The sequence below is a fragment of the Falsiroseomonas stagni DSM 19981 genome (assembly GCF_900114315.1).
GTDB classification, from domain to species: Bacteria; Pseudomonadota; Alphaproteobacteria; order Acetobacterales; family Acetobacteraceae; genus Falsiroseomonas; species Falsiroseomonas stagni.
The window spans coordinates 23604-48145 of sequence record NZ_FOSQ01000012.1; the positions used below are offsets into that span (position 1 = coordinate 23604).

At 69.6% G+C, this 24542-nt stretch carries 24 protein-coding genes; 11 read left to right on the forward strand and 13 right to left on the reverse strand.

Annotation, left to right across the window (positions count from 1 at the left end):
* Positions 1-31: 31 nt before the first annotated feature.
* Entirely contained in the window at positions 32-1228 is a 1197-nt protein-coding gene (locus BM041_RS23115) for an MFS transporter (protein WP_092962282.1), read from the reverse strand.
* Positions 1229-1457: 229 nt separating this feature from the next.
* Here BM041_RS23115 and BM041_RS30110 point away from each other — a divergent pair, with 229 nt between their 5' ends.
* Complete coding sequence (locus tag BM041_RS30110) at positions 1458-3146, forward strand: hypothetical protein (protein WP_139226156.1); 1689 nt, start codon at positions 1458-1460, stop codon at positions 3144-3146.
* A 176-nt stretch (positions 3147-3322) separates the two neighbouring features.
* Here the strand turns inward: BM041_RS30110 and BM041_RS23120 are convergent, their stop codons facing one another.
* The 9 genes from BM041_RS23120 to BM041_RS23160 form a co-directional block, all read right to left on the reverse strand.
* Entirely contained in the window at positions 3323-4918 is a 1596-nt protein-coding gene (locus BM041_RS23120) for a GMC family oxidoreductase (RefSeq protein ID WP_092962283.1), read from the reverse strand.
* The gene (locus BM041_RS23125; RefSeq protein WP_092962284.1) at positions 4915-5898 is read right to left on the reverse strand and encodes a Bug family tripartite tricarboxylate transporter substrate binding protein; all 984 of its coding nucleotides are present in this window, start codon (positions 5896-5898) and stop codon (positions 4915-4917) included. Before BM041_RS23125 ends, BM041_RS23120 begins: the two co-directional genes overlap by 4 nt.
* Before the next feature lie 61 nt (positions 5899-5959).
* Positions 5960-6139, reverse strand: a complete 180-nt coding sequence (locus BM041_RS23130; RefSeq protein WP_092962285.1) for a hypothetical protein — start codon at positions 6137-6139, stop codon at positions 5960-5962.
* A 33-nt stretch (positions 6140-6172) separates the two neighbouring features.
* Positions 6173-7255 carry a malate/lactate/ureidoglycolate dehydrogenase gene (locus BM041_RS23135; protein WP_217648821.1) on the reverse strand — a complete coding sequence of 361 codons (1083 nt, stop codon included), beginning with the start codon at positions 7253-7255 and terminating at the stop codon, positions 6173-6175.
* Positions 7256-7362: 107 nt separating this feature from the next.
* Positions 7363-8463, reverse strand: a complete 1101-nt coding sequence (locus BM041_RS23140) for an ABC transporter ATP-binding protein (protein ID WP_092962286.1) — start codon at positions 8461-8463, stop codon at positions 7363-7365.
* Positions 8464-8472: 9 nt separating this feature from the next.
* Positions 8473-9369, reverse strand: coding sequence for a carbohydrate ABC transporter permease (locus BM041_RS23145; protein WP_092962287.1), 897 nt, complete (start codon positions 9367-9369; stop codon positions 8473-8475).
* A 1-nt stretch (position 9370) separates the two neighbouring features.
* Positions 9371-10300 carry a carbohydrate ABC transporter permease gene (locus BM041_RS23150; RefSeq protein ID WP_092962288.1) on the reverse strand — a complete coding sequence of 310 codons (930 nt, stop codon included), beginning with the start codon at positions 10298-10300 and terminating at the stop codon, positions 9371-9373.
* A 76-nt stretch (positions 10301-10376) separates the two neighbouring features.
* The gene (locus BM041_RS23155) at positions 10377-11738 is read right to left on the reverse strand and encodes an ABC transporter substrate-binding protein (RefSeq protein ID WP_245762235.1); all 1362 of its coding nucleotides are present in this window, start codon (positions 11736-11738) and stop codon (positions 10377-10379) included.
* A gap of 130 nt (positions 11739-11868) precedes the next feature.
* Positions 11869-12753 (reverse strand): helix-turn-helix transcriptional regulator, encoded by an 885-nt coding sequence (locus BM041_RS23160; RefSeq protein ID WP_092962289.1) that lies wholly within the window; start codon positions 12751-12753, stop codon positions 11869-11871.
* Between the two features lie 101 nt (positions 12754-12854).
* Between BM041_RS23160 and BM041_RS23165 the strand changes: the two genes are divergently transcribed.
* Genes BM041_RS23165 through BM041_RS23195 form a run of 7 tightly spaced genes read left to right on the forward strand, consistent with a single transcriptional unit; the run spans position 12855 to position 18679 of the window.
* Positions 12855-13559: an ABC transporter permease gene (locus tag BM041_RS23165; protein ID WP_092962290.1), complete on the forward strand. Its 705-nt coding sequence runs from the start codon at positions 12855-12857 to the stop codon at positions 13557-13559.
* The gene (locus BM041_RS23170; RefSeq protein WP_092962291.1) at positions 13556-14245 is read left to right on the forward strand and encodes an ATP-binding cassette domain-containing protein; all 690 of its coding nucleotides are present in this window, start codon (positions 13556-13558) and stop codon (positions 14243-14245) included. The genes BM041_RS23165 and BM041_RS23170 overlap by 4 nt, the downstream gene beginning before the upstream one ends.
* A gap of 17 nt (positions 14246-14262) precedes the next feature.
* Positions 14263-15087 carry a substrate-binding domain-containing protein gene (locus BM041_RS23175; protein WP_092962292.1) on the forward strand — a complete coding sequence of 275 codons (825 nt, stop codon included), beginning with the start codon at positions 14263-14265 and terminating at the stop codon, positions 15085-15087.
* 1 nt (position 15088) lies between these two features.
* On the forward strand, positions 15089-15886 hold the full coding sequence (locus BM041_RS23180) for a molybdate ABC transporter substrate-binding protein (protein WP_092962293.1): 798 nt from the start codon (positions 15089-15091) through the stop codon (positions 15884-15886).
* Positions 15886-16920 carry an ABC transporter substrate-binding protein gene (locus BM041_RS23185; RefSeq protein ID WP_092962294.1) on the forward strand — a complete coding sequence of 345 codons (1035 nt, stop codon included), beginning with the start codon at positions 15886-15888 and terminating at the stop codon, positions 16918-16920. Before BM041_RS23180 ends, BM041_RS23185 begins: the two co-directional genes overlap by 1 nt.
* The gene (locus BM041_RS23190; protein ID WP_092962295.1) at positions 16917-17912 is read left to right on the forward strand and encodes a FecCD family ABC transporter permease; all 996 of its coding nucleotides are present in this window, start codon (positions 16917-16919) and stop codon (positions 17910-17912) included. Before BM041_RS23185 ends, BM041_RS23190 begins: the two co-directional genes overlap by 4 nt.
* Entirely contained in the window at positions 17909-18679 is a 771-nt protein-coding gene (locus tag BM041_RS23195) for an ABC transporter ATP-binding protein (RefSeq protein ID WP_092962296.1), read from the forward strand. Before BM041_RS23190 ends, BM041_RS23195 begins: the two co-directional genes overlap by 4 nt.
* A gap of 19 nt (positions 18680-18698) precedes the next feature.
* Here BM041_RS23195 and BM041_RS23200 read toward each other — a convergent pair whose 3' ends face one another.
* Positions 18699-19253, reverse strand: a complete 555-nt coding sequence (locus BM041_RS23200; protein WP_092962297.1) for a GNAT family N-acetyltransferase — start codon at positions 19251-19253, stop codon at positions 18699-18701.
* A gap of 146 nt (positions 19254-19399) precedes the next feature.
* Between BM041_RS23200 and BM041_RS23205 the strand changes: the two genes are divergently transcribed.
* From BM041_RS23205 to BM041_RS23215, 3 genes are read left to right on the forward strand one after another with little or no spacing between them, the layout of a single operon-like run.
* Positions 19400-20521 carry an NAD(P)/FAD-dependent oxidoreductase gene (locus BM041_RS23205; protein ID WP_245762236.1) on the forward strand — a complete coding sequence of 374 codons (1122 nt, stop codon included), beginning with the start codon at positions 19400-19402 and terminating at the stop codon, positions 20519-20521.
* The gene (locus BM041_RS23210) at positions 20521-21501 is read left to right on the forward strand and encodes a threonine ammonia-lyase (RefSeq protein WP_092962299.1); all 981 of its coding nucleotides are present in this window, start codon (positions 20521-20523) and stop codon (positions 21499-21501) included. Before BM041_RS23205 ends, BM041_RS23210 begins: the two co-directional genes overlap by 1 nt.
* Positions 21502-21553: 52 nt before the next feature.
* Positions 21554-22525: a Bug family tripartite tricarboxylate transporter substrate binding protein gene (locus BM041_RS23215; protein WP_175534113.1), complete on the forward strand. Its 972-nt coding sequence runs from the start codon at positions 21554-21556 to the stop codon at positions 22523-22525.
* Positions 22526-22597: 72 nt separating this feature from the next.
* Here BM041_RS23215 and BM041_RS23220 read toward each other — a convergent pair whose 3' ends face one another.
* Positions 22598-23791 (reverse strand): FAD-dependent oxidoreductase, encoded by a 1194-nt coding sequence (locus BM041_RS23220; RefSeq protein WP_092962301.1) that lies wholly within the window; start codon positions 23789-23791, stop codon positions 22598-22600.
* A 5-nt stretch (positions 23792-23796) separates the two neighbouring features.
* Positions 23797-24540, reverse strand: coding sequence for a maleate cis-trans isomerase family protein (locus BM041_RS23225; RefSeq protein WP_092962302.1), 744 nt, complete (start codon positions 24538-24540; stop codon positions 23797-23799).
* Positions 24541-24542 lie beyond the last annotated feature (2 nt).

Consider the following 24542-nt stretch of genomic DNA (forward strand, 5'->3'; position numbering starts at 1 on the left):
CCTCGGGCGGGGCGGCGCGAGGCATATGTTCCTATACCGCAGAGCGGGGCGCCGGGTCCAGCGGAATGGGGCGGCGGCGGGGGAGCAGGGCCGTCATGATGCCGAGCGCGGGCAGCCAGGCGACCAGGGCGTAGACGGCCTCGATCCCGATGCGGTCGGCCAGTTCCCCCAGCGCGGCGGCGCCGATGCCGCCCAGGCCGAAGGAGAAGCCGAAGAACATCCCCGAGACCAGGCCGACGCGGCCCGGCAGCAATTCCTGCGCATAGACCAGGATCGCGGAGAAGGCGGAAGAGGCGATGATGCCGATGATGATGGTCAGCACCACCGTCGCCGTCAGGCCGACATGCGGCAGCGCCAGGGTGAAGGGCAGCACGCCCAGCACCGAAAACCAGATGACGGGGATGCGGCCGAAGCGATCCCCCACCGCGCCGCCGGCGACCGTGCCGCAGACGATCGAGCAGAGGAAGATGAAGAGGTAGACCTGCGCCTCCTGCACCGAAGTGCCGAAATGCTGGATCAGGTAGAAGGTGTAGTAGCTGGTCAGGCTGCCCGAATAGATCGTCTTCGAGAACAGCAGCACCACCAGCACGCCGAAGGCGAAGATCACGCGGTTGCGGGAGAGCGGCTGCGCGGTGCTGGCGGCGGCGGCCTTCTTCGTGCGCTGGCCGAGGCGCGCGGCATACCAGCGGCCGACGACGCTCAGCACCATCATCCCCAGCAGCGCGGCGGCGGAGAACCAGATGATGGCGCCCTGGCCCCTCGGCGCGATGATGAAGGCGGCGAGCAGGGGGCCGATGGCGGAGCCGATATTGCCGCCGACCTGGAACAGCGACTGCGCCAGGCCATAGCGGCCGCCGGAAGCGAGGCGCGCGACGCGCGATGCCTCCGGATGGAAGACCGCCGAGCCCATGCCGATCATCGCCGCGGCGAGGAGGATGACGGGGTAGCTGTGGGCCTGGGAGAGGGTGAGCAGGCCGATGAGCGTGGAGCCCATGCCGATGGGGAGGGAATAGGGCATCGGGCGCCGGTCACTCCATGCGCCGATGAGGGGTTGGAGGAGGGAGGCGGTGCATTGGAAGGCCAGGGTGATGAGGCCGATTTGGCCGAAATCCAGCGCGTAGTTGGTCTTCAGGATGGGATAGAGGGCCGGCATGAGCGACTGCATCATGTCGTTGAGGAGATGGCAGAGGGATAGGGAGAGGACGATGGGGAAGGTGGTGGGGGTCATTGGCTTAGTCCGGCTCTCACAATCGACGAATTAACAATGGTCCTGTTTCTGGCAGCCGAACAGGGAAGCATTGCCGCTTTCATTGCGTGATGATAACATGACACATAGGCCACCAAAGCAATAACAAGAAATAGCACGAAAGGCGTCAAGATAACCCCGATGACCTCAACGGAAGAATGACTCGCGCCAATTTTAAGCATGATCCACAACAGATGCCATCGGAGCCCCAATGGTCGTACATTTTTTAACGATCGATGAATCTTTAGCCCAGGGTCGCTTCATAGGACCTGCAAGACTCATTCACGAAGCCGCACAACTCCTTCCCGAGCTTAAACGCCTGCTGCCTTACAAAGACGAGTGGCGGAACTGGATCGATCTGATCGAGGGCCATGGCGCGATCATACCCATGTTACGCTGGCGGGTCCCTACGAATCTTCTCCAGTCGCTCTGGGATCGACACGACAGGAACAGCCCTCGAGGCACACCCACTGATGCGTCAGTTAGCCGCGATCTGGAAACGCTTGGCAAATTCCATTATGCTAAATCTGCATGGAGCTGGGAGAGCACGCTAGCCGATTCCCTTCACCCATTAGACGACCCCAAAGACGGCATAGAGAAATTTATTGAAATTCCATCTCAGGCACCATGGCACCCAGAAATATACGCCCCCGCACCGATCAAAAGAAAAGACGCGGAAAACATTACATACGATCACCAAAATTGTATTCCGCTTTTTAGACAATGGCAAGCCTTAGCGCTGGCGGAACTGGCGTTAGCGGGACCTCGAACTTTGGGGGGGCTACGACGCGAGGAACTCAAAAATAAGTGGCCGAGTCTCGTCGATGGGAAAGACGAATGGGGGAATGAGGCGAATTTATCAGGCTTCGATAAGCATTTGGCGGCACTTGAGGCTTTATCGTGGAATGCAGCATACAGACAGCGGGCTCTTGTACTGGCAAAAAAAGCCCATCCAGATCTCGGCTTGTTCCAGGGCCTAGGCCGCGGCAAAAATCAGACTGGCGAATTCATTATCCGTGGCGCTGACCGCACCGCGTTGATTCTTGCCGAAGAGCTAGTAGCAAAAGAAGCCCTACATCGCTATGCAGTTAATGAGGACGCACTACTCGCAGCAGCAAATTGGCTCGGCTGGCGCGCGCGGTGGAAAGATGAAAGCGGACACCACAAAGTTGCCCGCGCGTACGCTCTACTTATGCGCGAAGCGATCGAGCTCAATATTTCTTTGGGCCGCACACTGAATGACTCCTTAAAGCGCATGGATGACGGCAAAGGCTTGGTGGAGCGCTACTTTCCGGTCTGGCGTGATCGCGTGCGATCAGAGTTGCATAGCTGGATAAACGGCCTCGCGCCTGACTTTCTTCAATTTCCAGCGCAGTGCCTACCTGTATTCACCGGTTCTCACACAGTTCAGTTTCTCGACTGGCTTGAGGCCGGCGGCTTGTTCGCAGCCCATATGTCTGTGTCTGCTATCGAAGGGTTCGGTCGTAGGGCTGACGACGATGCTGAGGTCGGAGTTGCTGTCCACGTGTCCAGCCTTGCAGCATGGGTAGAACACGTTTGCAATGAGGCCCTAGGACCAAACTGGACAGGCGGCAACGCACTATACGTTAAACTGGAAGGCTGCTGGGGAAAAGCATCTTGTGCGCCGATCAAAACCGCCTTCACCACATACGCATTACCGCGAGCGGCCAACTTTCAAGACAAGGTAAATGCTATCCTCGCAGTCACCCCTTCAACACAAGCCGAATGGATTGCACGCGACGCGCGCTTAACATGGGCAATCCGAAACGAAGGTCTCCATCGCGGTTTGTTTAAGTTTCAGCGTCGCGAAATGCACGACGCCGCATGCATCCTCCTCCGGACAGCAATGGGTATTTGGCTGACCACACAGATACCTTGACTTAATGACGGTCCAGGCCCGTCACGGGCCTGGCGGATGGGGTTCGGGGAAGGCGGAGCCTTCACCGATGCGCCTTTGGTAACGGCGCAGCCGCGCAATCCCACACCCCGACCCTCCCCGGCGAGCGCGGGGGAGGGAGTGATAGGCGCCGCACCGCCCAGTCTCGTGAATAGGAGTTACGCCGCAGCCCTCATAAACCCCGCGCACCGCTCCCCCACCATCAGCGCCGCAGGCTGGATGTTGGGCGATGGGATCAGCGGAAACGCGCTCGCATCCGCCACGCGCAGCCCCTCCACGCCCCGCACGCGCAGTTCCGGGTCCAGCACGGCGCGGTCATCGCTGCCCATGCGGGCGGTGCCGCAGGGGTGGAAGACGGTGCTGGCGGTGTCGCGGATGCTCTGGGCGTAGGCCTCATCCGAATCCGCGCCCGCGCCGGGGCGCAGTTCCTCCTCGATCAGACCCCGCAGCGGGCCGACGCTCGCGATGCGCCGGCAGAGCGCGGCGGCGCCGAGCATCACGCGCCAGTCATTGGGGTGGTCCAGGTAGTTGGCGTGGATCACCGGATGGTCGGCGGGGTCGGGGCTGCGCAGCGTCAGGGTGCCGCGGCTGTCGGGGCGGCAGGGGCCGTAGTTCAGCATCACGCCGGGCTGGCTGTGCAGGCCCTTCGCATAGTCGAAGGTGGAGAAGTTGACGAAGAGGAGTTGCGCCTCCGCTTCCTCCGCGCCCGGGGTGATGCGGGCGAAGGCCGTGGCCTCCCCGGCGCCGATGGATAGCGGGCCGGATTGGCGCAGCAGCCAGTCCAGGCCCATCGCGGCCTTTCGGAAATTGCTTTGCAGGATCTCGTTCAGGGTGCCGCAGGGGCGCGTGCGGAAGATGAACTTCGCGATCAGGTGGTCCTGGAGGTTGCGGCCGACATCGGGGCTGTGGGCGACCACGGGGATGCCCATCGCCTGCAGCGCGGCGCCATCGCCGATGCCGGAGAGCATGAGGAGTTTCGGCGTCTCGATCGCGCCGGCGGAGACGACGATGGATCGGGTGGCGCGGAAGGTGCCTTGCGCGGTCTCCACCGCGACCGCCCTGCCCTGCTCGAAGACCAGGCGGTGGGCCTGGATGCCGGTGCGGACTTCGAGGTTGGGGCGGGACATGGCGGGGCGGAGGTAGGTGCGGGCGGAGGAGGATCGCCAGCGGCCATCGACGTTGAGCTGGATGGGCGCCGCGCCTTCGATGCTGCCGCCATTGTTGACGTCCCGCAGGCGGGGCAGGCCGGCGGCGACGCAGCTTTCGATGAAGGCGCGGGGGGCCTCGGCCAGGCGGCGGGGTTCGCCCACCTGGATGGGGCCGTCGGTGCCGCGGGCGTCGGAGGCTTCGCCGCGCCAGCTTTCCATGCGGCGGAAGAAGGGGGCGACGTCGTCGTAGCTCCAGCCGCGCGCGCCGGCCTGGGACCAGCGGTCGTAATCGTGGGGGCTGCCGCGCAGGAAGACCAGGCCGTTGACGGAGCCGGAGCCGCCGAGGACGCGGCCGCGGGGCCAGTGGATCTGCCGGTTGCCGAGCTGGGGCTCCGGTTCCGTCATGAAGCGCGGGTCGTATTTCCCGCTGCCGAAGAGCTTGCCGTAGCCCAGCGGCAGGCGGATCCACGGATCCTTGTCGGGCGGGCCTGCCTCCAGCAGGAGGACCCGACATGAGGAATCCTCCGAAAGGCGGGCGGCGACGACGCAGCCGGCGGAGCCGCCGCCGATGACGATGACGTCCGCCGTGGTGCCTGGGGCCGTCATGGCTCCAGCTTCACGCCGGTGCGCTGCACGACCTGGGCGAATTTCGCGAGTTCGGCGCGGAAGAAGGCCTCGGCATCCCGGGGGGTGTTGGGGCGGGACCAGGGGTTCACCCCGGCGATGAGGAGGCGTTCGCGGAGTTGCGGTTCGGCGATGGAGGCGCGGATGGCGCGGTTCAGGGTCTCGACCACCGCGGGGGGCATGCCGCGCGGGCCGATGACGGCGAACCAGTTCTCCAGGTCAAAGCCCGGCAGCGCGGATTCGGCGAGGGTGGGGATATCGGGGAAGGAGGGAAAGCGTTCGAGGCCCGTGACGGCGATGCCGCGGACGCGCCCGTCCCTCACCTGGCCGGCGGCGGAGGCGAGGACGGCGACGCCCCACTGGGTCTCCCCGCGGGCGATGCTTTCGACCATCAGGCCGCCGGAGCGGTAGGGAACGTGCGGGAAGCGGCCGCCCATGTTGAGGGTGGCGGCCAGCATCTCCGCCGACAGATGCGGCATGGAGGCGACGCCGGAGGAGGCGAAGGGCAGGTTCTCCCCCCCTTCGCGGAGGCGCGCGATGGCTTCCTGCGCGGTGCGGGCCTGGAAGGAGGGGGGCGCGACCACGATCATCGGGCCGGTGCCGACGACGGCGATATGGGTGAAGTCGCCGATCGGGTCGTAGCGCGTGCCGCCCTGCACGGCGTTGGGGGCGAGGGCGTGGGACGACGCCTCCACCAGCATCAGCAGATGCCCGTCCGGCGCCTGGCGGCGGAGCCAGTCGGAGGCGACGAGGCCGGCGGCGCCGGGGCGGTTCTCCACCACCACGCGGCCATTGGGGCCGAGGGCGGGGCCGAGGCGATCGGCCAGGAGGCGGGAGGTGACGTCGGTGGAGCCGCCGGGGGCGAAGCCGACCGCCAGGGTGATGGTGCGATCGGGGAAGGCGAGCGCGGGGCTCGCGATGCTGGCGGCGAGCGTCAGGCCCAGCAGGGCGCGGCGAAGCATGGTGTCGGTCCTCCCGTGTTGTTGCGGGGAGGGTCGCGCGCCGCTGGCGGGCGCGCAAGGCTCAGCGGTGGATGGGCACGCGCTGCGCCGTCGCCCAATCCGGCCAGCCCACGAATTTCTCGATGCCGACGAGGATGAGGCAGATCGCGACGACGGCGATGAACAGCTTGATATAGGCCGGCGATGGCGGGTTCCGGTACCATTCGGCCAGGCGCAGAAGCATGCGGGTCATCGGGTCCATGGCGGGCTTATGCCATGGACCCGGGGGGCGGCGTCAGGCCGGATCGTTGATGCCGAGGCGCCGCGCGGTGTCGAGGATGCTGTCCCAGGTATCGCGCTGGAGGGGCACGCCGTTCGCCAGGCGGTCGGCCTTGGTGGCGGCTTCCTTGTCGCCGGGGGCGAGGACGGGGCTGCCGGCCTCGGCCGGGGTGGTGGAGACGATCCAGTCCACATAGGCGCGGCCGGCTTCCTCGAATTCGGCCTGGGTGCCGAAGTGTTTCGGGGAGACGTAGAAGGACAGCATGCCATTGGCGATGCGGCCGCGCGCCTCCACGGGGCCGGAGGTGCCGCCGCCGGTGAGGGCGCCGGCCAGCATCTCGCACATGAAGGCCAGGCCGCTTCCCTTGTGTTCGCCGAAGGCGCGGATGGCGCCGCTTCCATTGGCGGGGTTGCGGGGGCCGATGGTGTCGTAATGGCCGTAGAGGGTGTGGGGGTCGCCGGAGAGGGTGCCGTCGGGCTCGATCAGGGCATCGGGCGGCAGCGGCTTGCCGCCATTGGAGGCGACGAGGACCTTGCCCTCCGCGACCAATGACGTGGCGAAGTCGAGGATGAGGGGGCGGCCCGGCAGGGGGACGCCGATGCTGATCGGGGCGGTGGAGAAGCGGCGCTCCGTCCCGCCAAAGGGGGCGACGAGGACGGAGCCCGCGACGTTGACGAAGTGGACGGAGAGGAGCCCGGCCTCGATCGCCATTTCGGAATAGGCACCGACGCGGCCGATATGGCCGGCGTTGCGGAGGCCGACGACGGCGATGCCGTGCTGCTGCGCGCGCTCGATCCCCATGCGGACGGCCTGGGGGGCGACGGTCTGGCCGAAGCCGAAAAGGCCGTCGAGCAGGAGGAAGCTGCCGCCATCGGTGATGGTCTGGACGGACTGGCCCTTGAGCACGAAGCCGGCCTGGAGCCATTCGACATAGCGCGGCACGCGGGCGACGCCGTGGCTGTCATGGCCGGCGAGGTTGGCATCGAGCAGATGGGTGGAGATGCGATGCGCCTCCGCCTGGTCGCAGCCGGCGGCGGCGAAGATGCGGGTGACGAAGTGCTCGACCTGCTGGGCGGGGATGTGGATGTAATCGGCCATGGCTGCCTGTTTCCTCGGGTTGGGGGAAACCTGCACGCGCGGGGCTGACGCGTAAAGCGTCTCCCCTCACCCAACCCTCTCCCCGCTGGGGAGAGGGCTTTTCGAGTCTACAGCACCTTTCCGGATTCGGGGTCGATCAGGTGCATGTGGTTCAGGTCCGCGGCGAACTGCATGGGGCGGCCGGGCTCGGCGGGGGTGGTGGGGTCGATGCGGCAGCAGACCTCGGCGCCTTGCAGCCAGAGATGCACCAGGGTTTCCATGCCCATGGGCTCGATGACCTCGGGCGTCAGTTCGAACACCGCGATGTTGTCGCGGTCGAGGTTCTTCACCTCGGTCAGATGTTCCGGGCGGATGCCGAACAGCATGTCGCGGCCGGCGGCGCCCTGGTAGCGGGCGGTGCGGCTTTCCGGGACGGGGACGGTGATGTTGTTGGGGAGCGTCACGCGGAGCGCGCCCGATCCGTTCTCGACGCGGGCGGGGATGAAGTTCATCGCGGGGCTGCCGATGAAGCCGGCGACGAAGCGCGTCTTCGGGTGGTGATACAGCTCCTGCGGCGGCCCCACCTGTTCGATGATGCCGTGGTTCATGACGACGACGCGATCCGCCAGCGTCATCGCCTCCACCTGGTCATGGGTGACGTAGACGGTGGTGGTCTTGACGGTCTGGTGGACCTTCTTGATCTCCGTCCGCATCTGCACGCGCAGCTTGGCATCGAGGTTCGACAGCGGTTCGTCGAACAGGAACACCTTCGGGTCGCGCACGATGGCGCGGCCCATGGCGACGCGCTGACGCTGGCCGCCCGACAGCGCCTTCGGCTTGCGGTCCAGCAGCGGCGTGATGTCGAGGATGCGGGCCGCATTCTCCACGCGCTTGCGGATCTCCTCCTTCGGGAATTTCCGCAAGGTCAGGCCGAAGGCCATATTCTCATAGACCGACATATGCGGATACAGCGCGTAGTTCTGGAACACCATGGCGATGTCGCGGTCACGCGGCGGGATGTCGTTCACGACGGTGCCGCCGATCGCGATCTCCCCGCCCGTGATCTCCTCCAGCCCCGCGATCATGCGCAGCGTGGTGGATTTGCCGCAGCCGGAGGGGCCGACGAGCACGACGAATTCATGGTCGGCGATCTCCAGGTCGATGCCCTTCACCGCCTGCACGCCGCCGTCATAGGCCTTCACGACCTTGCGGATGGAAACCTGTGCCATGTCTGGATCTCAACCCTTTGTCGCGCCGGCGGTCAGGCCGGCGATGTAGTAATCCATCAGGAAGGCATAGACGATCACCGGCGGCAGCGCCGCCAGCAGCGCGCCCGCCATGATCTGCCCCCAGGCGAAGGTGTCCGCGCGGACGAGCTGGGAGACGACGCCGATGGTGAGTGGCATCTCATCCGGCGTGGTCACGAAGGCGGTCGGATAGACGAAGGCGGCCCAGCTGACGGTGAAGGCGAAGATCGTCGCCGCGATGATGCCGGGCATGGCCACGGGGATGAAGATCTTCAGCAGCATCTGGGACCAGGAGGCACCGTCGATCAGCGCGGCCTCGTCCAGCTCCTTCGGGATTGAGGCGAAGTAGCCGATCATGATCCAGGTGCAGAAGGGCACCGTGAGTGTCGGATAGACCACCACCAGGCCCCAGGAGGAATTCAGCAGGCCGAGCCCGCCCACGATCTGGTAGAGCGGGATGAAGAGCAGCGTCTCCGGGATCAGGTAGGTCAGGAAGACGCCGGTGGCCAGCGCCTGGCTGCCCCAGAAGCGCATCCGCGCCAGCGCGAAGGCCGCGAGGGTGGAGATCACCATGGTGATCGCCACCACCATCACCGTGATCTTGGCGCTGTTCCAGAAGAACGTCAGGAAGGTCGGGTTCGTCAGGATCGCCGTGTAGTTCTCCAGCGTCGGGTTGCGCACCAGCCAGGGATTGCCCTGGAGATTGGCGACCTCCGCACTCGTCTTCAGGCTGGTGATGAACATGTAGACGGGCGGCGCCAGGAAGATGATGGCGGAGAAGATGAGGGAGATGTAGGCGACCCAGAGCGCCCAGCGGCGCTCCGAGGACAGGCTGCCGGCCTTGGCATAGATGCCGGGCAGGTCGCGGGTGGCACCGGATGTGCTCATCTCACGATTCCTCCTTGTTCCGGCGCGTCACGCCGCGCAGCACGAAATAGGCGAAGATCGCCAGCAGCGGGAACATGAAGAGGGAGACGGCGGCGCCGCGCGGCACGTTGCCGGACAGGATGCCGACCTGGAACGCATAGGTGGCAAACACGTGGGTCAGGTCGCGCGGACCTCCGTTCGTCAGGACTCGAACAATGTCGTAGTTGGCGAAGGTGACGATCAGGCTGAACAGGATGGTGATGCTGATGATGTTGCGCATCATCGGCAGGGTCACGTAGCGCAGGCGCTGGAAGCCCGTCGCGCCATCGATGGCGGCGGCCTCGTACAACTGCTCGGGCACCGATTTCAGCGCGGCCAGGTACATGATCATGAAGAAGGGTGCGCCGTACCAGACATTGACGATGATGACGGAGGTGCGCGCCCACCAGGGCTCCCCCAGCCAGGGCACCGACGGCACGGCGAAAACGTTCAGCAGGTAGTTGATCGAGGAATAGGAGGGGTCGAACATCCACCACCAGCCGAGCGTGGAGAGCGCCGGCGGGATGACCCAGGGCACGAGCAGCATGCCGCGCCATTTGCGCTGCCCCTTGGCCGGGATGTCATGCAGCATATGCGCCAGCCAGAAGCCGATCGCCGCCTTCAGGAAGACGGCGGAGATGGCGAAGATGCAGCTCTGCGCGATCACCATCCAGAAGGTGTCGGTATCCAGCAGGATGGCGAACTGCTCCAGCCCGATGAACTCGGTCATGCGCCGGTTCAGGGTGGAGAGATACATCGCATAGCCCGCGGGATAGACGACCAGCCCGCCGATGACCGCGATCAGCGGCAAGGTCATCAGGAAGGCGATGGTCGAACGCCGTCGGGTGAAGCGCTGGAGGGAGGTGACCCCCTCCGTGCGCCCTGCCGTCATCGCCGCGCCGCTGGCCGACATGCGGATGCTCCCCTGTCCCGCGATGGATGTGGAAAGGGCGGGTGGCCCTGCGGCCCCCGCCCCTGCCGTGCCGGCGTCAGCCGCGCGCGAAGTTGCGCAGTTCGCGCTCCGCCCAGGTCAGCGCCTGGTCGATCGTCTCGCCACCCTGCGCAACGCGGGCGACGAGCTTGGTGTTGATCGCCTGGTTGTAGGCCTGGACGGCGATCTCCGCCGGGGCCGGCGCGAAGGCGATGCTCTGCTGCGCCTGGTGGTGCGGCTTCAGCGGGTAGTTGTAGACCACGCCGGTGGGCGGGCCTTCGGTGCGCCAGATGTCGAAGTTGGACATGCTGCCGAAGGGCGGGATGTCGTAGCCGCTGCTGGTCGTGGTCTGCCGGTCCGCACTGGTGCGGTCGGAGAGGAATTCCAGCAGGCCCTTGGCCGGGCCCTTGTTCCGGCTGAAGGACCAGATGCCCCAGAAATAGGGCAGATACGGCGTGAAGCGGCCCGCGGGGCCCGCCGGCATCGGGAAGGTCCAGCACTTCTCCGCCACCGCCGGCGCATCGCGCTTCGCCACCGCCCAGGTGGAGGGCGGGTTGAAGATCAGCGCGGAACGGCCGGAGATCAGCGCGCGGTTGTTGCTGGCATCGTCCCAGGCCCAGACATCATTGGGCAGGAAGCGCGCCAGGCGCACGAGGTATTCGAGGCCCGCGCGCACGCCCGGGTCGCGGCGCACCGTGACCTGGCCGTTCTCATCGATGAACTTCGCGTTGTGGCTGCGGAAGAAGGCGCCGACCCAGTCCACCGCATCGGTGAAGCTGCCCATGGGCAGGCCGAAATGGAAGCCGGCGGCGGCGCATCGCTCGGCCGCCGTCAGGAAGGTGGCCCAGTTCCACTGGTCCACGCCGGGGCCGAGGCGGTCCTCCGCCGGATACATGGCGCGGACATCGAGGCCGGCATGCTGCTGCAGCAGGTCGAAGCGCGCCAGCGAGGGCTTGTGCTGCGACCCGGAGACGGCGGGGATGGCGCGCCAGGCGCCTTCGCGCTTCGCCAGGTATTCGGCCGTCGGGTTGATCGGGCCGTATTTGGCGATCAGGCGGCCGACGATGTCGTCCACCGGTTCCAGCAGGCGGGCATGGGCCGATGGCTCCCAGGTCGGGAAGCTCAGGATGTCATGCCCGCTGCGGGCCTGGGCCTGGGCGGCGATGGTCAGCAGGTTCTGGTTGCCGACCGAGGTGATGAAGTCCACCTGCACGTCCACGCGGTTGTTGCGGCCCCATTCCGCGCAAAGCTCGCGCATGATGCCGTTGCCGGCCGGGACCCAATGGTCCCAGAAGCCACAGCGCAGCGTCGTCGTCGCCTGCGCGTGCACCGCGGGTGCGGTGAGTGTCGTGCCGCCGGCGACTATGGCGGCGCCGGCACCGGCGCGCAGCATGTCGCGCCGGGTGAACCCCTGGTCCATACGTTCCTCCTGCCCTGATGCGGCCGGTGAACCCGGCCTGCCTGGTTGCGGAGTGAAGGTTACGCACCGCCCGCCACGGGCCGCAAGCCCGCTTGGCTGTGACGCGCGCGCGATGTCGCGCGGCGCGGCGCTACAGCGCGAAGCCGACGCTGCCCGTGGCCTCCACCCCATAGCCCCCAAGGCGTGCGGCGCGGTCCCGGAAGGCCGCGCCGCGGGCGAAATCCATCAGCCGCTGCAGCGGCGGGTCGAACCAGTCCCGCGGCCTTGCCACCAGGTCGAAGCGTTCCCGCACCAGGGGCACGAAATGCAGGCCACGGAGCAGCGCCTCCGCCCGGATTCCGAAGCCGGCGGCGGCGCGGCCCTCCGCCACGGCGGCGGCGACCTCGTCCTCGGTCGCGGAGGGGGCCGGCAGGAAGGTCAGGGCATCGAGGCGCAGCCCCGCCTCGCTCAGCAGGTGGACCAGCAGCAAATGGCTGCCGGCGCGGGCCTGGCGGCCGGCGACGGTGATGCCGGGGCGGGCAAGGTCGGCGATGGTGGTGAGGCCGCCGGGGTTGCCGGGGGGCAGGATCAGCCCCTGTTCGCGCCAGGCCCAGACCAGGCCGACGACCGAATCGCCCGGGACCTCCGCCCGCGTCGCGGTTTCGTTGAAGCCGCCGGTATCGGGGTCCGGGACATGCACGGCGGCGGCGCAGGCCTCATGCCGCGCCAGCGCCATCAGCCCGTCCAGGCTGCCGCCCGCCCGCTGCGCCAGGCCACAGCCGGATTGGCGGACGGCCCAGTCCAGCAGCGGGTCATGGCTGCCGGCCAGGATGGGGGGCGGGGTGATGCGGTGGTCCGGCGCCTCCGCCTGGCGGCCGAGCCAGAGGCCGAGCGCGGTACGGGGGAACAGCCATTTGCCGCCGATCTGGGCCGCGGGCAGGCGGCGCTGGCGGGCGAGGTCGTAGAGCGCGCGTTCCGACAGGCGCAGCCAGGCGGCGGCTTCCTTGAGGGTCATGATCTCGGGCGGGCTCGGCATTGGCAGATTCCGGCAGATAGCGGCAGATAGCGGCAGATGATGTTACTGTATCGTAGCGTCCCGCGATGGACGCCGCCAGATGCCGGCCTTAACTCCCCGTCATGCAGGATATCGGCTCCGCCTTCGCGCTCGCCTTCGGGCTGATCCTGTCGGGCGATGACGGGCTGGCGCGGATCGTCGGGCTGTCGCTGCGCGTGTCCCTGACCGCGGTGGGCATCGCGGCGCTGGTGGGGCTGCCGCTGGGGGCGCTGCTGGCGGTGGCGCGGTTTCCCGGGCGGCAGGCGCTGGTGGTGGCGCTGAACGCGCTGATGGGGCTGCCGCCGGTGGTGGCGGGGCTGGTGATCTACATCGCCCTGTCGCGCAGCGGGCCGTTCGGGTCGCTCGGCCTGCTGTTCACGCCGACCGCCATGGTGATCGCCCAGGCCGTGCTGATCGCGCCGATCCTGGCGGCGCTGAGCCGGCAGGTGCTGGAAGCCATGTGGGATGAATACGCGGAACAACTGCGCAGCTTCGGCGCGGGCAGTTGGCGCGCCGTGCCGACGCTGCTGTGGGATGGGCGGTTCCTGCTGACGACGGTGCTGCTGGCGGGCTTCGGGCGGGCGAGTGCCGAGGTCGGCGCGGTGATGGTGGTGGGCGGCAACATCGAGGGTTTCACGCGGGTGATGACCACCGCCATCGCGCTCGAGACCTCGAAGGGCGACCTGCCGCTGGCGCTGGCGCTCGGCGTGGTGCTGATGGCGATCGTGCTGGGGGTGAACGCGCTGGCGCAGGGGCTGCGCGACCTGGCGGCAAGGCGCGGCGCATGATCCTGCCGATGGTGGCGGAAGGGCTACGCTTTTCGGCCGGCGGCGTGGAGATCATCCGCGGCATCGACCTGGAATTGCGGGCGGGCGGGCCGACCCTGGTGGTGGGGCCGAATGGCGCCGGGAAATCCGTGCTGCTGCGGCTGCTGCACGGGCTGCTGGCGCCGGGCGCGGGGGTGGTCCGCTGGGCGGCGGGGGATGCGGCGCGGCGGCAGGCGATGGTGTTCCAGCGGCCGGTGATGCTGCGGCGGTCGGTGCTGGCCAATGCGGAATATCCGCTGAAGCTCGCGGGGATCGATCCCGCGCGGGCGATGGCGGCGCTGGAACGGGTGGGCCTGGCGGCGCTGGCGGGGCGGCCGGCGCGGAAACTCTCCGGCGGGGAACAGCAAAGGCTGGCGCTGGCGCGGGCCTGGGCGATGGGGCCGGAGGTGCTGTTCCTGGACGAGCCGACCGCGAGCCTCGACCCCGCGGCGACGCGGCAGGTGGAGGCGATCATCGCCGCCATCGCGGCGCAGGGCACGAAGGTGGTGATGACGAGCCATGACCTCGGCCAGGCCAGGCGGCTGGCGGAGGAGGTGGTGCTGGTGATCGCGGGGCGGGTAAACGCCATCAGCCCCGCGCCGGATTTCTTCGAACGGCCGCCGACCGGGGAGGCCGCGGCCTTCCTGCGCGGCGACCTGTTGTGGTGACGCAAGGGAGACGACGCATGTTTCGACGGTTGTTCCTGGGCCTCGGCCTGGCCATGGCCACCGCGCTGCCGCTGGCCGCGCAAACCCAATCCATCACGGTGTCGTCCACGACATCGACCGAACAGTCCGGGCTGTTCGGCCACATCCTGCCGATCTTCACGCAATCCACGGACATCGCGGTGCGGGTGGTGGCGCTCGGCACCGGGCAGGCGCTGGATGTAGGGCGGCGGGGCGATGCCGACGTGGTCTTCGTCCATGACAAGGACGCCGAGGAACGCTTCGTGGCGGAAGGCTTCGGCGGGCCGCGCCGCGCGGTGATGTTCAACGACTTCGTCATCGTGGGCCCCGCCGGCGACCCCGCGCGCGTCAATGGGCTGCGCGACAGTGTGGAGGCGCTGAGGCGCATCGCGGCGGCGCGGGCGCCCTTCATCAGCCGGGGCGACCGCAGCGGCACCCATGCGGCGGAACTTCGCCTGTGGCAGCAGGCGGGGATCGATGTCGCGACCGGCCGCGGCGCCTGGTACCGGGAAGTGGGCCAGGGCATGGGGCCGGCGCTGAACACGGCGGCCGCGCAGAATGCCTATATCCTCGCCGATCGCGGCACCTGGCTGGCCTTCCGGAACCGCCAGGAATTGCGGATCGTGACGGAGGGCGATGAGCGGCTGTTCAACCAGTATGGCGTCATGCTGGTGAACCCGCAGCGCCATGCGCATGTGAAGGCGGAAGCCGGGCAGCGCTTCATCGACTGGCTGGTCTCGCCGGCCGGGCAGGAAGCGATCGCGGGCTACAAGATCAACGGGGAGCAGCTGTTCTTCCCCAACGCCAACCGGCCGGGGGCGTGACATGCGCTGGCTGTTGGCGGCGCTCCTCCTGATGGGTGGTACGGCTGAGGCGCAGGAGGTGCGGCTGCACGCGGCGGGGTCGCTGCGCGCGGCGATGACGGAGGTGGCCTCGGCCTTCCAGGCCGCAGGCGGTGGCACGGTGCGTACCAGCTTCGGGCCGGCCGGGCTGCTGCGGGAGAGGATCGCGGGGGGCGAGGCGACGGATGTCTTCGCCGCCGCCAACATGACACATCCGCTGGCGCTGGCGCGGGCCCGTGGGCGGGACGTGGTCCTGTTCGCGCGCAACCGGCTTTGCGCGCTGGTCGGGCGCGGCGTGGCGGTGGAGAGCGACACGCTGCTGGACCGGATGCTCGATCCCGGCGTGAAGCTCGGCACCTCGACTCCGCGAGCCGATCCCGCCGGGGACTACGCCTTCGCCGCCTTCGCGCGGGCGGAGGCGCTGCGGCCCGGCGCGCGGGCGGCGCTGGAGGCGAAGGCGCTGACCCTGACCGGGGGTGCGGCCAGCGCCGCGCCGCCGGCCGGGATCGATGGCTATGCCTGGCATGTGGCGGAAGGCCGCGCCGACATCTTCCTGACCTACTGCACCAACGCCGCCACCGCGGTGCGCCAGGTGCCGGGCGGGCGGATCGTCGCGCTGCCGGAGGCGCTTTCCGTCGCTGCGGATTACGGGCTGGTCGTGCTAGGGGATGGGCCGGCGGCCTACCGGCTCGGCCTGTTCATCCTGTCCCCCGCCGGGCAGGCGGTGCTGGCGCGGCTGGGGTTCGAGGCGCCGACCCAGCCGCGGGAGCCACTTCCCTGATGATCCGCCGCCGCCCCCTGCTCGCCGCGCCCTTGCTGCTGGCCGCGCCATCCGTGGCGGCGCGGGAGGTGGCGGATGCGACGGGGCGGCGCGTGACGGTGCCGGGGCGCATCACGCGCGTCTTCCCGGCGGGGCCGCCGGCGGCGATCCTGCTCTACACGCTGGCGCCGGATTTGCTGGCGGGATGGCCGGCGCGGCCGCCCCGGCCGCATGAAGCCGCCTTCATGGACCCCACCGCGGCGGCGCTGCCGGAAGTGGGCCGCCTGACCGGCCGGGACAACACGGCCAATCTGGAAGCCGTGCTGGCCGCCAGGCCCGATTTGGTGCTGGACTATGGATCGGTGGCGCCGGTCTTCGTGCAGCTGGCGGAACGCGTGCAGGCGCAGACCGGCCTGCCGACGCTGCTGCTGGACGGGTCGCTCTCGAAGATTCCCGAGACCTATGAGTTGCTGGGCGTGATGCTGGACCGCCGCCCCGATGCCGCGCGCCGCGCCGCCGCCGCCAGCCAGATCATCGCGGAGGCGCGGGACGCCGCGGCGTTGCTGGCGCAGCGCGGCCGGCCGCGCGTGTTCTACGCCCGCGGGCCGCGCGGGCAGGAGACGGCGCTGCGCGGCTCCATCAACGCCGAGATCATCGAATTCGCGGGCGCGGAGAATGTCGCCGTGGGCCCGCCCGGCGCGCGGGGCCTGGCGCAGGTGGGTGTCGAGCAGGTGCTGGCCTGGGACCCGGACTATGTGATGTCGCTCGACCCGGCCTTCATCGCCATGGCGCGGCAGGACCCGCTGTGGCGGAGCCTGCGGGCGGTGCGGCAGGGACGGCTGGTGCAGGTGCCGAACACGCCTTTCGGCTGGGTGGATTTCCCCCCGGCGGTGAACCGGCTGCTGGGGCTGGTGTGGCTGCCCATCCTGTTCGGCCTGGCCCCGGCGGATGGGCTGGAGGATCGCGTCGCCGAGTTCCATCGGCTGTTCTACCACCGGGACCCCGACCGGGCGCTGCTGAAGGGGCTGCTGGCGCCGGCGATGGGGCGGGGATGAGGGGCGGCCTGGCCTGGGCCGTCGCGCTGGCGGCGCTGGCCGCAGCGGTGCTGGGGGCGCTGTCCGTGGGGCGGTTCCCGATCTCGGCCACGGAGTTCTGGCTGCTGGTGACGGGGCGCGGCGATGCGGTGAATCCCGCGGCCGCGGCGGTGTTCTGGAACATCCGCGGGCCGCGCGTGCTCTCCGCCATGCTGGTCGGCGCGGCGCTGGCGGGCGCGGGGGCGGCGTTCCAGGCGATGTTCCGCAACCCGCTGGCCTCGCCGGATCTGCTCGGCGTCTCGGCGGGGGCGTCGCTCGGGGCTGTCGCGGGCATTTTTCTCGGCCTGCCGATCGCGGGGGTGCAGGGGGCGGCCTTCGCGGGGGGGATCGCCGCCGTGGCGGGGGTGGGGGCGCTGGCGCGGGCCGTCAGGGATGAGGGTGGCGATCCGTTGCTGGTGCTGGTGCTGGCCGGCGTCGCGCTGGGGGCGCTGGTGGGGGCGGTGATCTCACTCCTGAAGGTCTTCGCCGATCCCTACAACCAGCTGCCGGCGATCACCTTCTGGCTGCTGGGGACGCTGTCCGGCGTGAATGCGGGGGACCTGATGGCGGCGGCGCCCCCTGCCCTGCTCGGGCTGCTGGTGCTGGTGCTGCTGCGCTGGCGGATCAACCTGCTGACGCTGGGGGAGGATGAGGCGCGGGCGCTCGGCGTGCCCACCGCGCGGCTGCGCGCCGCGGCCATCGCGGGGGCGACGCTCGCGACCGCCGCCGTCACCGCGCTGGCGGGCGCGGTGGGGTGGATCGGGCTGGTGGTACCGCATGCCGCGCGGCTGCTGGGCGGGCCGGAGACGGCGCGGCTTATCCCGCTGTCCATGCTGCTCGGCGCGGCCTTCCTGCTCGGCGTCGATACGCTGGCGCGCGGCGCGGCGCGGACGGAGGTGCCGCTCGGCATCCTGACCGCCGCGCTGGGCACGCCGCTGTTCCTGTATCTGCTGGCGCGACGGCGCCCGGCATGAGCCTGCTGGCCTGCGAGGGGCTGTCCATCGGGCATGGGAAGCGCGTGGTGGCTTCCGGCATCGGCTTCGCGCTGGAAGCGGGGACCGTCACGGTGCTGCTGGGGCCGAATGGCGGGGGGAAGACCACGCTGCTGCGGACGCTGCTCGGGCTGATCCCGCCGCTGGCGGGGCGGGTGACGCTGGGGGGCGAGGATCTGCGCGGCATGGCGCGGCCGGCGGTGGCGCGCAGGCTGGCCTATGTGCCGCAGGCGGCGCCGGGGGGATTCGCGTATCGCGTGCTGGATGTCGTCGCCATGGGGCGCGCGGCGCATCTGCCCTTCTTCGCCCAGCCCGGCGCGCGGGACTTCGACGCGGCAAGGGCGGCGCTGGCGCGGCTCGGGATGGAGGATTTCGCGGAGCGCCGCGTGACGGAACTGTCGGGTGGTGAGCGGCAGAAGGTGCTGATCGCCCGCGCCTTGGCGCAGGAGGCCGCCGTGGTGGTGATGGATGAACCGGCGGCGAGCCTCGATTTCGGGAACCAGGCGCTGCTGCTGCGGGAAGCGCGGCGGCTGGCCACCGAGGGACATGCCGTGCTGATGACGACGCACCACCCGGACCATGCCTTCCTGGTCGCGGACCGCGTGGCGCTGCTGCATGGCGGGGCGCTGGAGGGACCGGGGGCGCCGGAGGCGATGGTGACGGCGGAGAGGCTGGCGGCGGTCTATGGCGTGCCGGCGGTGATCGGTCGGCTGGGGGAGCGGATGGTCTGCGCGCCGCTGCTGGGGTGATGCGGATGCTCGCCGGGGGCTACGGGGCCGCGTCGGTGCCGAGGCGCGCATAGAGCAACTCGTCGCGCCATTCATCGCCGACCCGCAGATTGTCCCGCAGCACCCCCTCTCGCCGGAAACCCAGTCGTTCGACCAGGGCGCGGGAAGCCGCGTTGCCGGGCTGGATGAGGGCCTGCAGGCGATGCAGCCCCAGCGTCCCGAAGCAATGGTCGATCAGCGCGGTCACCGCTTCCGTGGCCAGGCCGCGCCGGTGAAGCGACGGCTCGATGATGTAGCCGATGGCGGCGCGTCGGTTCCGGATGTGCCCGTCATGGTAGTTCGCCATGCCGATGCAGCGGTCCGACCCGAGGTCGGCCACCGCCCAGAAGCGGTAGTAGGACGGCGTGCAGTCTATCATCCGGCTCACCGCACGCTCGGTATCGAGGCGCCGCGCATGGGGCGGGGTGTTCCAGAAGCGCGTCGCCTCCCCGCTCGACAGGCAGGCGTGCAGCCCATCGGCGTCCGCGTCCCGGAACTGGCGCAGCCGCAGCCGCGCGGTCAGCAGGACGGGGTGGGCATCTTGTCGGCGGGCCATGGTCGGTGCGCAGCCTGCGCTCCCCCGCTAGCGGGATCAATGGACGATGGTCCAGGGGGCTCTGCCCCCTGGCGGGTGGGGTGTGGGGAGGGCAGCGCCCTCCCCACGGTTGACCAGACCCCGCCGCGCGCCGAACCATGCGCCGCATGGAAACGCTGGATTTCGACGTCGTCATCATCGGGGCCGGCATGGCCGGCGCCACCGCCGCCGCGCATTGCGCCTGGCGCGGCCTGAAGGTCGCGCTGCTGGAGGCGGAGGAGAGTGCGGGCTACCACAGCACCGGACGCTCCGCCGCGCTGTGGATCCTGAACTACGGCCCGCCCGATGTGCGGCGCCTGTCCGGCGCGTCCCGCGCCTTCTTCGAAAAGCCGCCGGAAGGCTTCGCCCCCGGCCCGCTCATCAGCAACCGGCCGGTGGTGAACCTGGCGCCGCCCGGCCAGGTGGCGCATCTGCGGCAGATGATCGCGGAAGGGGCGGAGATCGAGGAGATCGACGTCGCGGAAGTGGCCGCCATGGTGCCGGCCCTCAGGCCCGGCTACGCGGCGATGGCGAGCATCGAGCGCGATGCCTTCGATATCGAGGTCGCCTCCCTCCACAGCGGCTTCCTGAAATCCGCCCGGGCCGGCGGTGGCGTCCTGGCGCTGCGGCATCGCGCGGGGCGCATCTGGCACGAGGGCGGCCGCTGGCACGCCCAGGCCAGCGACGGCGCGGTGCATCGCGCGAAGGTGCTGGTGAACGCCGCCGGCGCCTGGGGGGATGAGGTCGCGACAATCGCGGGCGTGGCGCGCATCGGGCTGCAACCCAAGCGGCGCACGGCGCTGATCATCGATCCCGGCGAGCATGATTGCAGCCACTGGCCGCTGCTCGGCGATGCCGACCACAGCTGGTATGCGCGGCCGGAGGCGCGGCGGAAGCTCATGGTCTCCCCGGCCGATGAGACGGACATGGACCCGCATGACGTGCAGCCCGATGAGATCGATGTCGCCATCGCGGTGGACCGGATGCAGCAGGCGCTCGACATCCCCGTGAACCGGGTGGAGCATCGCTGGGCGGGGCTGCGCAGCTTCACGCCGGACCGGAGCCTGGCCATCGGCTTCGAACGATCGGCGCCGGGCTTCCTGTGGCTGGTGGGCCAGGGCGGCTATGGCATCCAGACGGCGCCGGCCGCGGGGCGGCTGGTGGCGGGGATCATCGCCGGCGATGTGGATGACGATGTGCTGCCGGTGGCGGCGCTGGCGGACCCGGACCGGTTCAGGAGAGATGCGTGATGAGTGGTTCCCTGCCGACACCCCAGGATGTGCGGGATGCCGCCCTGCGGATCGCGCCGCATATCGTGCGCACGCCGATGCTGCGCCACCGCCTGCTGGATGAGATGACGGGCGGCACCATCCTGGTGAAGCCGGAAGTCCTGCAGCGCACCGGCAGCTTCAAGCTGCGCGGCGCCACCAATGCGGCGATGCGGCTGCCGGAGGCGGCGCGGGGCGCGGGTGTCGTCACCCATTCCTCCGGCAATCACGGCCAGGCGGTGGCCTGCGCCTCCGCCATGCTCGGCATGCCGGCGCTGATCGCCATGCCGATGGATGCGCCCGCCATCAAGGTGGAGAGCACCAGGCGCTGGGGCGCGGAGATCACCTTCTTCGACCGCAAGACGACGGACCGGGAGACGCTGGCGAGCCGCCTGGCGGGGGAACGCGGCGGCACGGTGCTGCCGCCCTTCGACCACGCGGACGTCATCGCCGGCCAGGGCACGCTGGCGCTGGAATTGTTCGAGGATGCGAAGGCGGCGGGCCTGGCGCTGGATGCGCTGGCGGTCTGCACCGGCGGCGGCGGACTGATCGCGGGCTGCGCGCTGGCGGCGGAGGGGGCATCGCCCGGCACGGCCATCTGGGCGGTGGAGCCGGAGGGCTGGGACGATACGAAGCGCAGCCTGGAAGCCGGCGCGCGCATCACCAATGACGGCCAGGGCGAGACGATCTGCGATGCGCTGCTGTCCATGCGGCCGGGGGAGATCACCTTCGCGGTGAACCAGCCGCGCCTGGCCGGCGCGGTGGTGGTGACACGGGCGGAAGTGTTCCGCGCCATGCGCTTCGCCTTCGAACACCTGAAGATCGTGGTGGAGCCCGGCGGCGCCGTGGCGCTGGCGGCGGTGCTGGCGGGCAAGCTGGATGCGCGGGGCAAGGTGGTCGGCATCGTCATCAGCGGCGGCAATGTCGATCCGGCGGTCTTCGCGGAGGCGTTCGCAGCCTGAGACGAACTGGCCTGGGACGTGCATGATGCCGGCTGGAACGCCGGAGACCCCCATGCATCGCCGTGCCCTGCTCGCCGCGCCCGCAGCGCTGGCCCTGCCCTGCCCCGTCCGCGCGCAGGCGCCCTGGCCGGAAAGGCCGGTCCGCATCCTGGTGCCCTTCGCGCCCGGCGGCAACACGGACGGCCTGGCGCGGCTATCGGCGGAGCTGTTGCAGGAGGCGCTGCCCGGGGCCTCCTTCGTCGTGGAGAACCGGACCGGCGCGGGCGGGCTGCTGGCCGCGGATGCGCTGGTGCGGTCGCCGCCCGATGGGCATGTGCTGATGATGGTGGCGGTGGCCGTGCTGGCGGTGGCGCCCGTCGCGATGGCGCAGCCGCCGCGCTTCGATCCCGTCACGGATGTGACGCCGATCGTGAACCTCGGCACCAATCCCTTCGTGCTGATGAGCCATCGCAGCGTGGAGGCGACGGACCTCGCTTCCATGATCGCCTGGATGCGCGCGCGCAGCGGGCGCTTTGCCTATGCCTCGGGCGGCGTCGGGAGTTTCCAGCATCTGTCGATGGAGTTGCTGCTGCAACGCATCGGCGTGCAGGCGGAACACGTGCCGTATCGGGGCGGCGCGCCGGCGCTGGCGGATGTGATCGCGGGGAATGCGCCGCTGATGTTCGCGAATCTGTCGGAGGCGGTGCCCCATGCGCAGAGCGCGGCGGTGCGGCTGCATGGCGTATCGAGCCTGGAGGCCAGCGCGCAGTTGCCGGGGGTGCCGCCGATCGCGAGCCTGGTGCCGGGCTATGAGACCATCACCTGGAACGGGCTGATGGGGCCGAAGGGCATGCCGCCCGCGCTGGCGGCGCGCATCCACGGCATCATCGCGGGGGCGCTGCAACGCCCGGCGGTGCAGGAGCGGATGCAGCGCATCGGCGCCGACCCGCTGGGCGAGGGGCCGGAGGCTTTCGCCGCGCGGCTGCGCGCCGATGTGGCGCGGTGGAACGAGGTGGTGCGCGTGGCGGGGATACGGTTGCAGTAGCGACGCGGTCCAGGGTCCCGCCGGACCCTGGCGAGGGGGTTGCAGGGGGAGCAGCGCTCCCCCTGCGGCAGGTCACGCCACCGCCGCGGCCGCGCGCACCCCTTCGATCATGCTGGTCTTGAGCAGATGCGCCCGCGCCTTCGCCGGATCGGCCGCCGTCGCGCGCAACTCCGCGAGCCTCGCCGTGCGGGCCACCGGGTCCTTCTCCTCCAGGTTCTTCTTGTTGGCGATGGTCATGGCCTGGAGGAAGGCCTCCGCCACGTGTCGGCGCTGGCGGGAATAGCGGTCGAGCAGGTCATCAGCACCGCCATCCAGCACGGCGGCGATGCGCTGCGCGGCCAGGATCGCGTCATGCACGCCGAAATTCATGCCCATGCCGCCGAGCGGGTTGTTGACATGCGCCGCATCGCCGGCCAGCAGCACGCGGCCCTGGCGGAAGGTGGCGGCGACGCGCTGATGCACGGCGTAGAGGTTGGTGTGCACCACGGGGAAGTCGCCGTCCTGCGGGATCAGGGCGCGGACGCGGTCGCGCGCCGCGGCGAAGTCCAGCAGGCCCGCTTCCTCGGCCTCGGGATCCGTCGGGAAGACGATGCGCCAGAGGCCCGGTGCGGCCTTGCCGGGCACCTTGAACATCGCGCACCAGGTGACGGGGTCGGAGACGTAGGAGGAGATGGCATAGCCCTTCGCCGCCATGTCCTCCGTCGTCGTGACGACGAGGAAGCGTTCGCGGTAGGTGAAGCCCTCGAAGGCGATGCCCTGCGATTTGCGGACGACGCTGCGGCCGCCATCGGCGCCGATCACATAGGCCGCGCGATGGGTGGTGCCATCGGCGGCTTCGATGCTGACGCCGTCCTGATCCTGGGTGACGCCCGTGACCTCCACGCCCCAGACCACTTCGGCATGGGCGTGGCGCGAGAGGTGGTTCAGCAGGATGCGGCAGAGCTTGTGCTGTTCGCATTGCAGGCGGAAGGGGAAGGGCGTGACGTCGGCCAGCAGGGAGAGGTCGAATTCGGCGACCACGCCCTCCGCCCGTCCGCGAAACTGCCAGATGGGCGCGCGGATACCCTGGGCGAGCAGGTCGGCGGTGACACCCGATTCCGCATACATCTCCATCGTCGGCGGATGGATGGTGGCGGCGCGGGGGTCCTCGAAGGGTTCGGTGTGGCGTTCCAGCACGCGCACCGGGACGCCCGCGCGGGCGAGGAACAGCGCCGCCGTCAGCCCCGCGGGGCCGGCGCCGGCGACGATGACCTGCGGTTCCGCCATGAGGATCAGTGTTCCTCCAGCACGCGGCCATGGCCGAAGACGCGATCCTCGATCCCGATGGCGCGCAGCGCGTGCCAGGTCAGCACGGTGTTGATGGCCAGCACCGGCTTGCCAAGCCAGCGCTCCCCTTCCGCCGCCACGGCGGCGCCGGCCAGGTTGGTGCCGACGACGACCAGCGCCTCCACATCCGGGCCATCGAGTTCGCGCAGGGATTCGCGGATGGTCGCGGGCTGGACATGCGCGATCTCCCGCGGCGAGGGGCATTTCAGGCCCTTGAGGCGCAGTACGTCGAAGCCCGATTCGACGAACCAGGCGCGCACCATCTCATCGCCCCGGGGCTGGTGGGGGGTCAGGATCGCGATCCTCGTCGCGCCGAAGGCGCGCAGCGCGGCGGCCGTCGCGGTGGAGCCCATGGTGATGCCGACACCGGCCTTCTCCGCCAGCTCGGCCTCCAGCTTCTGGGACGCCGCGACGCCGCCCCAGAAGGCCTCCAGCGCCACGCCCATCACCAGGTGATCGGGGGCGGAGGTCATCACCTGCTCGATCGCCGCGCCGAGGCCATCGCGCATGGCCTGGACGTGTTCGAGAAACGCCTGCTCGGAGGTCAGCGGGCGTTCCTTGATGGAAACGCGGGCGAGGTGGAAGGTGACCCCGCGGGGGCGCAGGTCATCGACCTCCGGCTGCACCGTCGTGTTCGTCGACGGCACCACGAAGCCGATCCGCTTCCGCCAGCCCAGCGCATCCGCCATGC

What these genes read in the sequence shown, in the direction of transcription:
- BM041_RS23170 (WP_092962291.1), top strand. Translation starts at nt 13,556, where the DNA reads ATGATCCTGCCGATGGTGGCGGAAGGGCTACGCTTTTCGGCCGGCGGC.
- BM041_RS23210 (WP_092962299.1), top strand. Translation starts at nt 20,521, where the DNA reads ATGAGTGGTTCCCTGCCGACACCCCAGGATGTGCGGGATGCCGCCCTG.
- BM041_RS23160 (WP_092962289.1), bottom strand. Translation starts at nt 12,753, where the DNA reads ATGCCGAGCCCGCCCGAGATCATGACCCTCAAGGAAGCCGCCGCCTGG.
- BM041_RS23215 (WP_175534113.1), top strand. Translation starts at nt 21,554, where the DNA reads ATGCATCGCCGTGCCCTGCTCGCCGCGCCCGCAGCGCTGGCCCTGCCC.
- BM041_RS23155 (WP_245762235.1), bottom strand. Translation starts at nt 11,738, where the DNA reads ATGGACCAGGGGTTCACCCGGCGCGACATGCTGCGCGCCGGTGCCGGC.
- BM041_RS23190 (WP_092962295.1), top strand. Translation starts at nt 16,917, where the DNA reads ATGAGGGGCGGCCTGGCCTGGGCCGTCGCGCTGGCGGCGCTGGCCGCA.
- BM041_RS23180 (WP_092962293.1), top strand. Translation starts at nt 15,089, where the DNA reads ATGCGCTGGCTGTTGGCGGCGCTCCTCCTGATGGGTGGTACGGCTGAG.
- BM041_RS23125 (WP_092962284.1), bottom strand. Translation starts at nt 5,898, where the DNA reads ATGCTTCGCCGCGCCCTGCTGGGCCTGACGCTCGCCGCCAGCATCGCG.
- BM041_RS23195 (WP_092962296.1), top strand. Translation starts at nt 17,909, where the DNA reads ATGAGCCTGCTGGCCTGCGAGGGGCTGTCCATCGGGCATGGGAAGCGC.
- BM041_RS23115 (WP_092962282.1), bottom strand. Translation starts at nt 1,228, where the DNA reads ATGACCCCCACCACCTTCCCCATCGTCCTCTCCCTATCCCTCTGCCAT.
- BM041_RS23200 (WP_092962297.1), bottom strand. Translation starts at nt 19,253, where the DNA reads ATGGCCCGCCGACAAGATGCCCACCCCGTCCTGCTGACCGCGCGGCTG.
- BM041_RS23145 (WP_092962287.1), bottom strand. Translation starts at nt 9,369, where the DNA reads ATGAGCACATCCGGTGCCACCCGCGACCTGCCCGGCATCTATGCCAAG.
- BM041_RS23220 (WP_092962301.1), bottom strand. Translation starts at nt 23,791, where the DNA reads ATGGCGGAACCGCAGGTCATCGTCGCCGGCGCCGGCCCCGCGGGGCTG.
- BM041_RS23205 (WP_245762236.1), top strand. Translation starts at nt 19,400, where the DNA reads ATGGAAACGCTGGATTTCGACGTCGTCATCATCGGGGCCGGCATGGCC.
- BM041_RS23225 (WP_092962302.1), bottom strand. Translation starts at nt 24,540, where the DNA reads ATGGCGGATGCGCTGGGCTGGCGGAAGCGGATCGGCTTCGTGGTGCCG.
- BM041_RS23175 (WP_092962292.1), top strand. Translation starts at nt 14,263, where the DNA reads ATGTTTCGACGGTTGTTCCTGGGCCTCGGCCTGGCCATGGCCACCGCG.
- BM041_RS23130 (WP_092962285.1), bottom strand. Translation starts at nt 6,139, where the DNA reads ATGGACCCGATGACCCGCATGCTTCTGCGCCTGGCCGAATGGTACCGG.
- BM041_RS23140 (WP_092962286.1), bottom strand. Translation starts at nt 8,463, where the DNA reads ATGGCACAGGTTTCCATCCGCAAGGTCGTGAAGGCCTATGACGGCGGC.
- BM041_RS23135 (WP_217648821.1), bottom strand. Translation starts at nt 7,255, where the DNA reads ATGGCCGATTACATCCACATCCCCGCCCAGCAGGTCGAGCACTTCGTC.
- BM041_RS23120 (WP_092962283.1), bottom strand. Translation starts at nt 4,918, where the DNA reads ATGACGGCCCCAGGCACCACGGCGGACGTCATCGTCATCGGCGGCGGC.
- BM041_RS23165 (WP_092962290.1), top strand. Translation starts at nt 12,855, where the DNA reads ATGCAGGATATCGGCTCCGCCTTCGCGCTCGCCTTCGGGCTGATCCTG.
- BM041_RS30110 (WP_139226156.1), top strand. Translation starts at nt 1,458, where the DNA reads ATGGTCGTACATTTTTTAACGATCGATGAATCTTTAGCCCAGGGTCGC.
- BM041_RS23185 (WP_092962294.1), top strand. Translation starts at nt 15,886, where the DNA reads ATGATCCGCCGCCGCCCCCTGCTCGCCGCGCCCTTGCTGCTGGCCGCG.
- BM041_RS23150 (WP_092962288.1), bottom strand. Translation starts at nt 10,300, where the DNA reads ATGTCGGCCAGCGGCGCGGCGATGACGGCAGGGCGCACGGAGGGGGTC.